Raw genomic sequence first — 14,124 nt, 5'->3', positions numbered from 1 at the left:
TAGTTCACCTCATTTCCTTTGGTTCTTCAGTTATATCTAATTTAATACTACTTATTTAAAGTTGCTAATCTAATAGCCTCTTGAATATACGGTTCTACTTTTAACTCTACAATAAATGCATAATCATAATAAGTATCATGATTTATAAAATTCATAAATTCATCCGACTTATAGTATTTATCATAAAACTCTAATGAATTAACAATCGTATTTTCATCATTAAATAATCCTTTTACAGATTGGTCAATTTTTTCATGAAGTTTATCTGAACCCTCTGGAAAATCATTCTTTATAATGACATAATTTTTTTGTTCCTCTAAATTAAGTTGAACAGTATTATTTTCATTTAAAGAAACATTTTTTTCGAGGCGATTTACATTATACGAATTGCACGAAGTAAAAATAATTATTAAAAGTAAAAAGCTATATTTCATGGATATAAATAAGATTTCACCAAAATTTGACTGTAAAAATGAATTCGATAATCTTTCATATTTATTTTATTAAGGTTCAATTTCGTTATTAAATCTGTGGTAATAGTACAATATTTTATTTTACATCGAATTCGCTTTATTCCCTTCAAAATGAATCATCCAAGGTGTTCCAAATTGATCGATAAAAGACGCATAAAGTTCAGCAAAAAACTGTTCTGCCAAAGGCATTTCTAATGATTTTGCATTCACCGAAAGACGATCATATAATTGATGCGCTTCTGCAGGATTATCGACATCAAGCATAATGTAATTGTTATTTCCTGCTTGATATTTTTGTCCAAATTCTTCGACAACATCAGAACCCATTAACATTGTTGTTTCATTAATAAACAATGCCACATGCGAAACTTTATCCTTTGCACTTTCTGGAATCTGAAATTCTGGACTTGGCGGCATATCACCCATTTTATACATCCCAATATTTTGCGTTTCAAAAACAGTTTCATAAAACTGAAATGCCTTTTCGCAATCTCCGTTAAAATTTAAGTAAGCGTGTACTTTAGCCATAATATTGTATTTTTTGTGATTATTTTTTTTAATATAATGGTTGACCATTTTCATCGGTTGTTAAAACCTCGGTCATATAATCTAAAAATGGTTGAAGAACTTGAATTGATTTCGCCACTTTCAGCGGAAAATCTTTTGCTAAAACTTCTTCATCCGTGAAATTCTTGATAAATAAATATTGCTTTTTACGTAATAATTCAATTCGTTCATGATCTTTAGAAAAACCTTTTGGCGCAGATTTCACTTCATCTCCTTGCATTTCTCCAAATTCTTTCTGAATCATTTTTGATTGCAAAATCTTTGCTAATTCATCCGAAACTTCAATATCTTTTCTGATACGAAGCAAATCATCGCGCTCTGGCCCCCAAAAACCAACACCAATAAAATTATGATTAGGTTGAATATGAAAATAATATCCACCTCTACTATGCGGTTTTTTACGACCTGTTTGCGCAGAAAAATGAGTTTTGTAAGGAGTTTTATCGTGAGAAAAACGAACATCTCTGTAAATTCTATAAATTTTGAGCGGTTCTAATTCTTCCTTTTTACTTAATTGTTGATAAATCGCATTGAAAATTGAATCTGCTTCCGCTTTCGCCGTATCAAATTCAACTTTATGTTCTGTAAACCATTCGCGGTTATTATTTTTTTCTAATTTTTTTAAAAATTTATCGATTTGTGACATGATTTATTTTTTTCGAGTAAGTAGAACTTTTTCATAATTTTCTATCCATTGTTGTGGCGTAATTTTTTGTGCTAATTCTCCGAGTAATTCGAACGGAATATCTTCCACTTTTTTGAAACGAATACAACTTTTTCCCATATCTAATTTACGTTTTGAGTATTTTGGATATTCATCAACAAACCAATTCAGTAATTTATCATCCATATAAATTCCCATATGATATAACGCAATAAAATTCTTTTGAGAAGCAATATTGATAAACGGCAACGGCGATTTCGGATCACAATGATAACCATTCGGATAAAGTGAATGCGGGACAACAAACCCAAGATGACCATAGCTCAACTGCAACTCGAAACCAGCGGGTAAATTATCCGCCAAAATTTTAATTAATTTCTCAACAGCTTCTTTTCTTTCTACAGGAATTGACGTTAAATATTCTTCTAAATTTTCGACTTCGTATTGCATTATTTTCGGTATTTATCATTCAAACCTTTACCTTCCATAATCATAGGTTTTATTTTTTCGATACGAGAAATTTTCGTTTTCTCTTGTTTTGCTTCATCAATATATTCGATGTATTCTTTTTGCTTTCCAGGAGTTAAAGCTTTAAATGAAGTAAATAATTTATCATCTTGATTTAGAGTTTCTTTCAAAATCCCATCAACTTCTTTTGGCGTAGATTTTTGAGGTTTTATTTCTTTTCCATCTTTCACCAATTGAATCGCTTCTAAGACATATTCTCTTACTTTTTCGACATCAATTTCATCGGCAGAATTAAATCGCCATTGACGCAAAGCTTTCGTTTTTTCTTCATTTGCGTTCACCAAAACTTTGTATGGATCTTTCAAGAAAACGCCATTGTGAAACCACAACGCAAAATGATTTTTGAAACCACTAAATGCCAACACATTTTTCTTATTGAACGTATAAATATCTCCACCCCATTTAAACTCTTTTACAAGTTCTGTTTCATTTACAACTTGTTGAATTTTCTCATTCGCTTGCGTCCAATTTCCTTTGTATTTTGTCCATTCTCCAGTTTTTAGATCTTTCATCAAATTAACCTTATACAACACAATTTCCTTCAATAATTTCTTCGGTAAAGCTTTATCCAAAGGAAGTTGTATCGCACCTTTTGATGTTTTATAATCCGTCAAATCATTTTGAAAATGTTCGATTGTTTCAGCTCCAGGATAAATCCCTACATGATTTTTGAACATCGCAAAATGAATCACATTTCCATTTAATCGGAAAGTGGGCATTTTATAATTAATCGTTTCTGTTGCTTGTGGTACAACTTCGTAAATAATTTTTCTTATGTTTTCTAAAATATCTTGTTTGGCTTGATCAAACCCAAGAATATATTCATCAATAGTTGTAAAATTATCTGTCATCATCATTATTCCTCGCAAATCTCTTTCAGCTTGCGTAGTGCATTTATCCACATTTCTCTGACTTGAGTTTCTGGAAAAACCTGATCATCTATTTCTACTGAACAGGTTAATCGTGTATGACCTTCAACATCTTCCAATTTATAGGTTTCTTCTGTATTTTTCCACGCATCAATTTCTGGTCCATCAAAAATCTCTTGACCATCTTCGTTCAGCTTTCCGATATGACGCATTTTGATTGATTTTCCTACAATATTTTCATCTATTGTAGCAATCATCGCAGCCGAACCTTTTTCAGTTTCATAAGTGAAATAAACGTGAGAACCTTCGGACCAATCTCCTTTAAAATCTGAAGTTTCACTAAACGGCCTTGTCCAAATTTTATACGAATCTGGTGCAATCATTACTTTATGCACATGCTTAGGCTGCGCATAAATAACTTCTGTAAACGATACTTTTTTCATATTTTAAGCATTTGCTAATCCAAAAACAGCTCCAGCAGGATCTTCTATAATTGCAAATTGAAGATTTCCTTCTTTATTTTTAATCTCATGAATAGATTTCCCTCCCATTTCCAACGCTTTTTGCAAACTTTCCGCAACATTTTCTACACTAATGTACATAATCCATTGCGAAGGAATTCCTTTATTCATCCCACGTTTCGTACAAACTCCACCAGCTGCATTTTCTGAAGAAGACATCATTGCATAATCATTGTATTTCTCTTCACCATCTTTCATCGCAACATTTTTGACTTCCCAACCAATCACTTCTTTGTAAAAATCTTTTAATTCAGTTGAATTTTCAACAGTTAAATCAGCCCAAACCATTTGACCAATTTTCGATTTATTTTCATCCATCTTCTACTATTTTTAGCGTTTTGATTCAACATAATTCTTGAAACTATTCAAAATAGCTTGCCAACCTTGTTGTTGCATTTCAGTAGGATTTTGACTTTCTGGTTCAAATTTTTCTGTGATTTTGGTTAAATTATTCTCTTCATGAAAATTGATTTCAACCTTGCGACCATCTGCAATGTAATAACGAATAAACTTATTTGGAATGATTTCGTCATATTTAGCTTCAAATTCGAATTGAAAACTGCCATCTTTCGCAGCCATCGTACTGTTTAATTTTCCTCCAACTTGCAAATCATTTTCTGCTTTTGGACAATGCCAATCATCAGAAGCTTGATTCCATTTTACAATATCTTCAGGAGAATTAAAAGCTTTCCAAACCTGATCTATTGGAGCATTTATTATTGTTTCGATTGTGATCATACGTATAGTTTTTTTGTTGATTTTTAAGATTTCATAAAATCAAAAGCACCTTTGCGCAAATTAATTCCGTATTCGAGATAAGCTTTCAGACAAGCCAAGAAATTCGCCCAACCTTCTGTTTGTCCCATCAATTGCTTAATTCCAGCTTCATCATCATTCATTTCATGTTCAATGACTTTAACAATTGTCGAATCATTTTCTCCTTTTTCGAGAAAAATCTCCACCAACATATCATCAACTCCACCACTCCAATCAAAAGAAATGTATTCATCTTGTTTTAAATCGCCTCCCATTACAGGAAAAATATCATCAAACTCGGGAAATTTCCATTCAACAATTTTTCCAGTTTCGATAGCACCCGTCGAAGAAGCAATAAAATATTGATTCATTTTATTTGGATTAACAATCGCATCAAAAACTTCATTTTTAGATTTCTGAATTTGAATTGTTGCTTTTGCAGTTAACTTCATTTCAATTGATTTTGGCTAACTAATTTAGTCAAAAAAAGTGTTCGAATTTTCGAATTCATAAAAAATAATTAAAACTTTATCGATATTGAAATCATTTATAGAAAATAATTCGATTTATAAGTGTAAAATTTAAAAGTTTTTTACATTTATAGTATTGTAAAATTGATAAACACGTGAAAAAATTTACTCAAAAAGCAACTCTACTTAGTCTTATTTTGATGAGTGGAATTAGCTATGCGCAAGATGCAAAAGCAGATTCTGCCTATGTTAGAGAGCATTATGAAAAGACCGAACAATTGATTCCGATGCGAGATGGAACAAAATTGTTTACAGCTATTTATACGCCAAAAGATCAAACCAAGAAATATCCTGTTTTACTTAATCGAACGCCTTATACAATTGCGCCTTACGGAGCAAATGAGTATAAAAAATCGCTTGGAAATTTCCCTGCAGAAATGCGTGAAGGGTTTATTTTCGTCTACCAAGATGTGAGAGGAAAATGGATGAGCGAGGGCGAATTTGAAGATGTACGACCAGTTAATAAAACGAAAAATAAAAAGGCAATAGACGAAAGTACAGACACCTACGACACGTTGGAATGGTTGGCAAAAAACATGAAAAATTACAACCAAAAGGCTGGAATATATGGAATTTCTTATCCAGGTTTTTATTCGACAATGAGTTTGATTAATTCACATCCAACGCTAAAAGCTGTTTCGCCACAAGCACCAGTTACGAATTGGTTTTTAGGCGACGATTTTCATCACAATGGTGTTCTATTTCTGAATGATTCTTTCAAATTCATGTCGTCATTTGGTGTAAAACGACCACAACCAATTACGCCAGATAAAGGTCCAAAATCATTAGAATATCCAATAAAAGATAATTACCGTTTTTATTTGGAAGGAGAATCTGTAAAGGAATTGAAGGATAAATATTTCCAAGATAATATCAAATTCTACAATGATTTGTTTGCGCATCCTGATTATGATCAATTTTGGCAAGATCGAAATCCTTTGCCACATCTTACCAATGTGAAACCTGCCGTGATGACGGTTGGTGGTTTCTTTGATGCAGAAGATGTTTATGGTGCATTTGAAACCTATAAAGCAATTGAAAAACAAAATCCGAATGCAACAAATATTTTGGTAGCTGGACCTTGGTTTCATGGTGGTTGGGTTCGCTCTAAAGCCGATACATTTGGTGATATGCAGTTTGGAACACCAACTGGAGAATATTATCAGCAACAAATTGAGTTGCCTTTTTTCAATTATTATTTAAAAGATAAAGGAAATTTCAAACCAACAGAAGCGCAAATTTTTATCACAGGTTCTAACGAGTGGAAACAGTTTGATACTTGGCCTCCAAAGAATGTGTCAACTCAGAAAATGTATTTGCAAGCCAACGGAAAAATTTCTTTTCAACAAGCAAATAACGCAAGTTTTGATGAATATGTAGCAGACCCAAATAATCCAGTTCCATATCAAGGTGGTGTTTTAGAAAGTCGTCCGCGAGAATATATGGTCGATGATCAACGATTTGCCTCAACTCGTCCTGATGTTATGGTTTATCAAACTGATATTTTAACTGAAGATATGACGATTACAGGTCCAATTATCAATCACTTATTTGTTTCATCAACGGGAACAGATGCTGATTATGTAGTAAAATTGATTGATGTTTTTCCTGAAGATACACCAAAATATAACGGAAAATTGATGGCTGGATATCAAAATTTGATTCGTGCCGAAATTATGCGAGGAAAATACCGCAATAGTTTTGAAAAACCCGAAGCAATGGTTCCTAATCAGAAAACAAACGTGACGTATTCTATGCCAGATGTTGGACATACTTTCAAGAAAGGACATCGTATCATGATTCAAGTTCAGAATACATGGTTTCCTTTAGCCGACCGTAATCCGCAACAATTTATGAATGTTTACGAAGCAACTGCGAAAGATTTCTTGAAACAAACACAACGAATTTATCACGATTCTTATATCGAAATTCCTGTTTTGAAATAACAAAAAAAATCCAACAAGTAATTTGTTGGATTTTTTATTTTGATTCTAACAATTTATTCCACTAAAACTGCAGACACCAATACTTTTTCGAAGCTAAATGAAACACTTATCGGACAAGTTTCTTCTGCTTCTTTTGCTATTTTCTGAAATTCTTCATTTGTAATCGAAGGAATTTTTGCTGTTAAACTTAATTCTGAGCGAATAACTTTTCCTCCTTCAAAAACAATTTTACAATCGGTTTCTAATTTTTCTGCTGTATATCCTGCTTCTCCTAATAAACCTGATGTTTTCATTGTAAAACAACCTGCATGAGCCGCTGCCAAAAGTTCTTCTGGGTTTGTTCCTACTCCTTCTTCAAATCGACTTTTGAACGAATATTGTGTATTATCTAATACTGTACTTTGTGTGGTTAGTGTTCCTGATCCTTCTGTAACCGAACCATTCCAAACTGCTTTTGCACTTCTTTTCATTTTTGAATATTTTTTAGATTGAATTTTATTAAAGTTAAAGATTATGAAATCATTAGAAGAATAAATTCTCAACTTTAAGAATAATTTTAACGAAAAAAGTTCAGATAAAATTATCTGAACTTTTGCTAAAAAAACTACTAACCACCCTTTACTATGAATTGTATTAGGTTATTCGAATATACTAAGAAAATGATTATTTATAAAATTGAAAATCAATTTCTAATCTAATTTTAATCTTAGAATAATTTATAACGTAACTTTTCCAATCTTTCCTTTATTTCCCACCAAAATCACATATTTTTTATCTGGCGAAACTGTGCACGTATTGTAACTATCTTGTGTAATAGTTGTCCAATTGTGCCCTCCATCCGCTGAATAATCTACTCCAGAATAGCCACAAACCAAGACTTTATCTTTTGAAATAATTGTTACGCCAGATTTATATCCTGTTGGATATTTCCAAGAATCTTGAAAGGTAATTTTTCCATTTGCCAACTTAAATTTATAAAAATTAAAGCTCGAATCTTCTGGTTTTGTAAAATCACCACCAACCAAGTATCCAACATTATTTGTCGCGTCATAAGCCATTCCATTAATTCCAGAAGTAGAACTTTTTGTCTTTTCCAACGCATACATTTGACCTCCTTTTGGCGTATAATAGTATAAATTTGACAACTCACCTCCTGTCACAATCAAGGTTTGCTTCGCATCTACATACAAATTACTTCCACTTGACGCAAAAAAAGCTTCTTTCGGATTTTTTAAACGCAAAGGCTGACCATGAAGCGATTTTGCAACTTCCCATTTTGACGGATCAGTAATCGAAGATGTTAATACAAATGGTTTATCTGGTGACATTGGATCGCCTAAAACAGTAATTTTCTTTGAAGTTTTATCCACATAAATTGCATCTAAAAAAATACCTTTTTCATTTTTCTCATACACTTTATTCCACGATTTTCCGCCATCTTTCGATTGCAAAATATAGGCAGGAGAATCAATTCCTAAAGCCAAATAATTATCTTTTCCTAAAACCTCTACATCTCTAAAATCTCTATTTTCTACAACTTTCGGGTTAATCCAACTAAATGTTTTACCACCATCTATCGTTTTACCAATTGTATTTTTTGAGCCAGAAACAATAAACGTTTTTGCATCCTGAAAAGCCAAACCTCGGTAACTAACAGACGAATTTTCCTCATTAATCACTTGATAGGTTTGCGCAAAAGACAAACTCGATAACAATAGGACGAAATATTTCATTTTTTTATAAATTTTAGATTCTACATTTTATATAAAACTATTTTATCTCGGCGAATCAACCAAATATTTTTTAAGTTTGTGTTTTACATCAAATAAAATGAAACGATATACATTCTCAACATTACTTCTAAGTCTTACTTTAACATGTTTTAATCCAATTAATCAAACTGTTTATGGACAAAATATGTCAAAAAATAGTTCGAGAAGTTTACAGATTAATGAAAAAACATTAAACGATATTCTTGAGAGAAATAAAGCTTTTTACAAAGAAGGAAAAGTTGCCGATTATATTCCAGAATTAGGAAAAATGCAAGCGGATAAAATTGCTTTTTCTGTAGTTAATGAAAATGGTAAAGTGATAAATGTTGGCGATATCAATCAAAAATTTACAATTCAAAGTATTTCTAAAATCATTGCGTTGATGATTGCTGTTACAGAAAAAGGGGAGAAAAATGTATTTTCTAAAATGGGTTATTTCGGAACAGATAAACCATTTAATCATTACGCAAACCTTGAAACGACAGGAAAACCTCTGAATCCAATGATGAATGCTGGTGCGATTTTAACAACTTCTATGATTGATGGTGAAGGTGAAATTCCTTTCAAAAAAATCCTTGAAATGGTTCGCTACATCACCAAAAATAATTCGATAGATTATAGCAAATCCGTTTATAATTCTGAAAAAGAAACGGGACACAAAAATCGTGGAATGTTTTATTTGATGAAAAATAATGGCTTGATTGAAGGTGATGAAGAAAAGTTGAACAACTATTTCAAACAATGTTCTATCGAAGTAACTGCCGAAGATTTAGCTAAAATTGGTTATTTCTTTGCGCATCAATGCACACGTTTTGATGGTGATACAACGTATAAAAATCCAGAAATCTCACAGTTAATTCAATCTCAAATGTTGACTGCTGGAATGTATGAATTTAGTGGCAAATATTCACGCACCGTTGGTTTACCAAGTAAATCTGGCGTTGGTGGCGGAATTACCGTTTCCGTTCCAAACAAAATTGGTATCGGCGTTTTCAGTCCTGCACTTGACGAACATGGGAATTCCGCAGCTGGATATCATATGATTTTGGATTTGGTAAAGCAATACAATTTAAGCTTATTTCAATAATTTCTTATGTTCGATTTTAGATTAAAAGTTTTTGATACGGTTGCTAAACGATTGAATTTCACGAAAGCAGCAAACGAATTAAACATAACACAACCAGCTGTTACAAAACACATTAAAGAAATTGAATTAAATCTTAACATTAAGTTATTTGAACGAAATGGGACGAAAATAAAATTGACCAAAGCTGGTGAAATTCTATTAAAATATACAGAAGAAATTTTTTCTGTTTATCAAAAAATGGAATTTGAAATTGGGCAATTACAAGAAAAACAAAAAGGAATTTTACGTTTGGGTGCAAGTACGACAATTGCGCAATATGTATTACCTCCTATTTTGGCAGAATTTCGAAAAAGATTTCCTGAAATTCAATTGAGTTTGGTGATTCAAAATTCGGAAAGAATTGAAGAATTATTAGGAAATCATAAAATCGATGTCGGTTTAATTGAAGCTCAAATCAAAAATAGAACGTTTCATTATTTTCCGTTTATGAAAGATGAAATTGTGTTAGTTTCTCGTCAAAATCATTCTATTTTTACCAAAAATAATATCAAATTAGATGATTTAAAGAACATTCCGTTGGTTTTTCGGGAACCTGGTTCTGGAACTTTAGAAACCATTGATTTAGCTTTAAAATCGAAAAATATAAAGCTAAATGAACTCAATATCGAAATTCAATTGGGAAGTACAGAAAGTATAAAATCGTATGTGTTACATTCTGATGCTTTAGCGTTTTTATCAATTCAATCTATTTTACAAGAACTTAAAAATCAAACTTTAACTATTATTGACATTAAAAACCTTGTGATAGAACGTAATTTCAATTTTATCATTCCAGAAGGTGATCAATCTAAATTGGTGAATTTGTTTATTAATTTTTGCAATAGTTATAACTTAAAGTAATAATAGATTACTTTTTATCATTTCTTTTTGAATAATAAGTACAAGAAATTTGTACCATAAAATTATTCAAATCATGAAAATTATACATTCAGAAAAAGGCTTATTTCAACAATTCACTACACAAAAAGTTATCTTTTTAATTTGTGCATTTCTATGTTTAATGCCTTTTATAAGCTCTCCTATCGCATTAGTTTTAGGATTTGTTGTTGCGCAAATATTTGGAAATCCATACGAAGTACAATCACGAAAAGTATCAAACACTTTACTGAAAGTTGCTGTGGTAGGTTTAGGATTCGGAATGAATATTTTTTCGGCTATACAAGCAGGAAAAGAAGGAATTGTATTCACCGTTGTAAGTATTTCTACGTTGATGATTTTAGGATTTTTATTTACCAAACTCTTCAAAATTGAAAAAGCTACAGGCTACCTAATTTCCGCTGGAACAGCAATTTGCGGAGGAAGTGCAATCGCTGCAATCGCGCCAATTACAAAAGCAAAACCCAATCAAATTTCGGTTGCTTTAGCAGTAGTTTTCACATTAAACTCAATTGCATTATTGATTTTCCCACCGCTTGGACATTTATTCAACTTATCTCAACACGAATTTGGTTTATGGTGCGCTATCGCAATTCACGACACAAGTTCTGTCGTTGGAGCAGCAAGTAAATACGGAGAAGAAGCTTTACAAATCGCTACAACAGTGAAATTAGCTCGCGCACTTTGGATTATTCCATTATCGTTTTTAACCTTATTGTTTTTCAAAAACAACACATCAAAAATTAATATTCCGTGGTTTATTGGTCTATTTTTAATCGCTATTTGTGTGAATACCTATGTACCTTTTGTCCATCAATTTAGTCCAATTATTATCGATCTATCTAAAGCTGCTCTTACGCTTACATTATTCTTAATCGGCACAAGTTTATCATTCAAAATGATGAAAAATATCGGCTACAAACCGTTATTAATGGCGATTATTTTATGGGTAATTATTGGTGTTGGAAGTTTAATTATGATTATGAATTTAGCTTAAAATCATTCAGATTTCTATATTTGTTGTTATCTTTAGAACAAGAAAATTTACAATGAATCATCGATTATTAAAAAATATTGCTCTCGGAATTGGATTTTCAATTTCGAGTTTTGTTTCTGCGCAAACCTATACTTTAAAATTCAAAACTAATTACGGAAAATTTGATGTAATGTTATATGATTTCACTCCCAAACATCGCGATTTGATTTTGAGTGAGATTAATAAAGGAACTTATACAAATGCACAATTTAACAGAGTTGTGAAAGATTTCGTCATTCAAGGAGGCGAATTAGATGATCCTATTTTGGCGCGAGAAGCCGAACATCCAGAGCAAAAACCGATTCGTTTAGCGCCAGAATTTAATCCGAAAGCTTTTCATAAAATGGGAGCTTTAGGTGCTGGTCGAGATGGAAATAAAGAAAAAGCTTCTTATTACAATCAAATTTATTTTGTTGTAGGAAAAAAAATTACAGCGAAAGAATTAGATGATTTGGAAACTAAAAAAGGAATCAAATTTACAGCAGAACAACGCGCTGAATATTTAAAAAATGGCGGACAGCCTCGTTTAGATCATGATTTTACAGTTTTTGGAGAAATTACAAAAGGTTTAGACAAAGTCATGAAAATTAGTGAAGTTGAAACAAAGAACGAATTACCATTAGAACCTGTTATTTTTTCAATCAAAGTGAAAAAGAAAAAAACGCCTACAAAATATAACAAAACAAGTGTTTCTTTGGGCGGTACAGCGATAGGTTTTTAATTATTATTTTTGCAAATCAATTACAAATTATGCAATCATCAATTTTATTAACGACTTTAAACGCAAAATATATTCACCTCAATTTGGCAATTCGTATTTTGTACGATTTAAATCATCATCATGGAAATATTTTTTGGAAAGAATTTACGATTAAATCTGACTTTGATGAAGTTGCAGAAAAATGCGTTAAATACAATATTATCTGTTTTAGTTGCTACATTTGGAATATTACGCAGACGTTAGAAGTTTGTAAACGTATCAAACAAATTTCTCCTGAAACTAAAATTTTGTTGGGTGGACCAGAAGTTAGTTACGAATATGATGATGTGATTGCAAATGATTATATCGACTATATCATTGTAGGTGAAGGAGAAATTCCGTTCGAGGAATTTGCAGCAAATTATCCCGCAATAGAAAATGTACCGAATTTAGTTTACAAAAAAGAGAACAAAGTTGTTTTCAATGCACAAAATATTCAATTTGATATTAATCGATTAAAAGGTCGAAATCCTTATCAATACGATAATCCAGCGGATTTGGAGAAAAAGGTTTGTTACATCGAAACTTCTCGTGGATGTCCTTATAAATGCGAGTTTTGCTTGGCAAGTTTAGACAATAAAATGCGCTATTTGCCAATGGAAACTATCAAAGAAAATTTGTTGTATTTGATGAAACATGGAAAAACAATCAAATTTTTGGATCGAACATTTAACATCAAACGAGATTTTACAATTGAATTGTTTCAATTTATTTTGGATCATTATCGTGAAGGAAATGTTTTTCAGTTTGAGATTACTGCCGATATTGTTCATCCAGATATTATCAAATTCATCAACGAAAAAGTTCCAAAAAATCTTTTCCGTTTCGAAATTGGAATTCAAACTGTTAATCAACAAAGTAATCGAGAAGTTTCGCGCAAGCAAAATTTTGAAAAAACGTCAAATGTTATCAATCAATTAAAAGACCGAATCGAAATGCATTTAGATTTGATAGTTGGTTTGCCTTTAGAGTATATTGATGATTTGAAGTTTAGTTTCGAAGAAACTTTCAAGCTTTATCCACCCGAATTGCAATTAGGTTTTCTGAAATTTCTGAAAGGGACTCCAGTTCGTCAAAAATATGAAAACTATGGTTATCATTTTGATCCAATGCCGCCTTATCAAATTATCAAAAGTGATTTTTTAAGTGAAAAAGATTTAGAAAATATTACGGCTTTAGAAAATGCTTTGGAGATTTATTGGAACAAACCAAGAACGCCAGAAACGCTGAAATATATTGCACAAAAGTATTCGATTTTTGATTTTTTGATGGGATTAGGACAATATTTTGAGCAACATCATTTGTTCCATAAACATACATTGAATGATGTTTTCCATACGATATTTGATTTTGCGAAAACATTTACAAACGATAAAATTGTATTGGAATTAATCGCAATTGATTATTATAGTTTCCATAAATCGAAACCAAAAGATTTGTTTGAAATGGAACAAAAAATAGAAGAAGATTTGAGTGAACTTGCCTCGCATCCGAAGAGTAAATTCGTTTCAATTCCAATTTCATTTGATTATCAAATTTGGAAAGATGAAAATCGAATCGAAGAATCTACTGAAAATTGGTTAATAGAATTTGTAGGAACTTCTCACAATATTATTCATTGCGAAGTTTTAGAGAAATAGAAGTATAAAAAAACCTCTCAAATATTTGAGAGGTTTTTT

At 31.5% G+C, this 14,124-nt stretch carries 17 protein-coding genes; 6 read left to right on the top strand and 11 right to left on the bottom strand.

Translation table 11 applies throughout. The annotated features are described in order from the left end of the window. Window positions 1-47: 47 nt before the first annotated feature. The 9 genes from HXZ74_RS14390 to HXZ74_RS14350 form a co-directional block, all read right to left on the bottom strand. A complete protein-coding gene (locus tag HXZ74_RS14390; protein ID WP_286475998.1) occupies window positions 48-434 on the bottom strand; it encodes a hypothetical protein in 387 nt (128 codons plus the stop codon). Window positions 435-554: 120 nt separating this feature from the next. After that, window positions 555-1,001, bottom strand: coding sequence for a VOC family protein (locus tag HXZ74_RS14385; RefSeq protein ID WP_115002045.1), 447 nt, complete (start codon window positions 999-1,001; stop codon window positions 555-557). Window positions 1,002-1,029: 28 nt separating this feature from the next. Next, window positions 1,030-1,686, bottom strand: coding sequence for a DUF2461 domain-containing protein (locus HXZ74_RS14380; protein ID WP_115000348.1), 657 nt, complete (start codon window positions 1,684-1,686; stop codon window positions 1,030-1,032). Window positions 1,687-1,689: 3 nt separating this feature from the next. Continuing rightward, window positions 1,690-2,154: a DUF1801 domain-containing protein gene (locus HXZ74_RS14375; protein ID WP_115000350.1), complete on the bottom strand. Its 465-nt coding sequence runs from the start codon at window positions 2,152-2,154 to the stop codon at window positions 1,690-1,692. After that, window positions 2,154-3,134 carry a DUF1801 domain-containing protein gene (locus tag HXZ74_RS14370; RefSeq protein ID WP_147279986.1) on the bottom strand — a complete coding sequence of 327 codons (981 nt, stop codon included), beginning with the start codon at window positions 3,132-3,134 and terminating at the stop codon, window positions 2,154-2,156. Before HXZ74_RS14370 ends, HXZ74_RS14375 begins: the two co-directional genes overlap by 1 nt. After that, window positions 3,089-3,544, bottom strand: coding sequence for an SRPBCC domain-containing protein (locus HXZ74_RS14365; protein WP_115000354.1), 456 nt, complete (start codon window positions 3,542-3,544; stop codon window positions 3,089-3,091). Before HXZ74_RS14365 ends, HXZ74_RS14370 begins: the two co-directional genes overlap by 46 nt. A 3-nt stretch (window positions 3,545-3,547) precedes the next feature. Then, complete coding sequence (locus HXZ74_RS14360; protein WP_286475996.1) at window positions 3,548-3,940, bottom strand: VOC family protein; 393 nt, start codon at window positions 3,938-3,940, stop codon at window positions 3,548-3,550. A gap of 12 nt (window positions 3,941-3,952) precedes the next feature. Beyond that, window positions 3,953-4,360, bottom strand: coding sequence for an SRPBCC family protein (locus HXZ74_RS14355; protein ID WP_038330619.1), 408 nt, complete (start codon window positions 4,358-4,360; stop codon window positions 3,953-3,955). 23 nt (window positions 4,361-4,383) lie between these two features. After that, a complete protein-coding gene (locus tag HXZ74_RS14350) occupies window positions 4,384-4,830 on the bottom strand; it encodes an SRPBCC domain-containing protein (protein WP_286475994.1) in 447 nt (148 codons plus the stop codon). A 173-nt stretch (window positions 4,831-5,003) separates the two neighbouring features. On the opposite strand from HXZ74_RS14350, the gene HXZ74_RS14345 reads away from it, so the two are divergent. After that, entirely contained in the window at window positions 5,004-6,854 is a 1,851-nt protein-coding gene (locus HXZ74_RS14345; RefSeq protein WP_286475992.1) for a CocE/NonD family hydrolase, read from the top strand. Window positions 6,855-6,907: 53 nt separating this feature from the next. On the opposite strand, the gene HXZ74_RS14340 is transcribed toward HXZ74_RS14345, so the two are convergent. Together HXZ74_RS14340 and HXZ74_RS14335 are read right to left on the bottom strand one after the other, a co-directional pair. Beyond that, window positions 6,908-7,324: an OsmC family peroxiredoxin gene (locus HXZ74_RS14340; protein ID WP_286475990.1), complete on the bottom strand. Its 417-nt coding sequence runs from the start codon at window positions 7,322-7,324 to the stop codon at window positions 6,908-6,910. 246 nt (window positions 7,325-7,570) lie between these two features. Beyond that, the gene (locus HXZ74_RS14335) at window positions 7,571-8,587 is read right to left on the bottom strand and encodes a YCF48-related protein (RefSeq protein ID WP_286475988.1); all 1,017 of its coding nucleotides are present in this window, start codon (window positions 8,585-8,587) and stop codon (window positions 7,571-7,573) included. Window positions 8,588-8,771: 184 nt separating this feature from the next. Between HXZ74_RS14335 and glsA the strand changes: the two genes are divergently transcribed. The 5 genes from glsA (at window position 8,772) to HXZ74_RS14310 (ending at window position 14,085) form a co-directional block, all read left to right on the top strand. Continuing rightward, a complete protein-coding gene (gene glsA / locus HXZ74_RS14330) occupies window positions 8,772-9,713 on the top strand; it encodes a glutaminase A (protein ID WP_376741536.1) in 942 nt (313 codons plus the stop codon). A gap of 6 nt (window positions 9,714-9,719) precedes the next feature. After that, window positions 9,720-10,613 (top strand): LysR family transcriptional regulator, encoded by an 894-nt coding sequence (locus HXZ74_RS14325; RefSeq protein WP_219033970.1) that lies wholly within the window; start codon window positions 9,720-9,722, stop codon window positions 10,611-10,613. 73 nt (window positions 10,614-10,686) lie between these two features. Beyond that, on the top strand, window positions 10,687-11,646 hold the full coding sequence (locus HXZ74_RS14320; protein ID WP_115000367.1) for a YeiH family protein: 960 nt from the start codon (window positions 10,687-10,689) through the stop codon (window positions 11,644-11,646). A gap of 52 nt (window positions 11,647-11,698) precedes the next feature. Then, window positions 11,699-12,406 carry a peptidylprolyl isomerase gene (locus HXZ74_RS14315; RefSeq protein WP_084106814.1) on the top strand — a complete coding sequence of 236 codons (708 nt, stop codon included), beginning with the start codon at window positions 11,699-11,701 and terminating at the stop codon, window positions 12,404-12,406. 29 nt (window positions 12,407-12,435) lie between these two features. Further along, window positions 12,436-14,085, top strand: coding sequence for a B12-binding domain-containing radical SAM protein (locus tag HXZ74_RS14310; RefSeq protein WP_286475986.1), 1,650 nt, complete (start codon window positions 12,436-12,438; stop codon window positions 14,083-14,085). Window positions 14,086-14,124 lie beyond the last annotated feature (39 nt).

This window comes from Empedobacter sp. R750, assembly GCF_030324345.1.
GTDB classification, from domain to species: Bacteria; Bacteroidota; Bacteroidia; order Flavobacteriales; family Weeksellaceae; genus Empedobacter; species Empedobacter falsenii_C.
The sequence above is the reverse complement of the archived record's forward strand: the minus strand, read 5'-3'. Positions and strand labels throughout refer to the sequence as shown.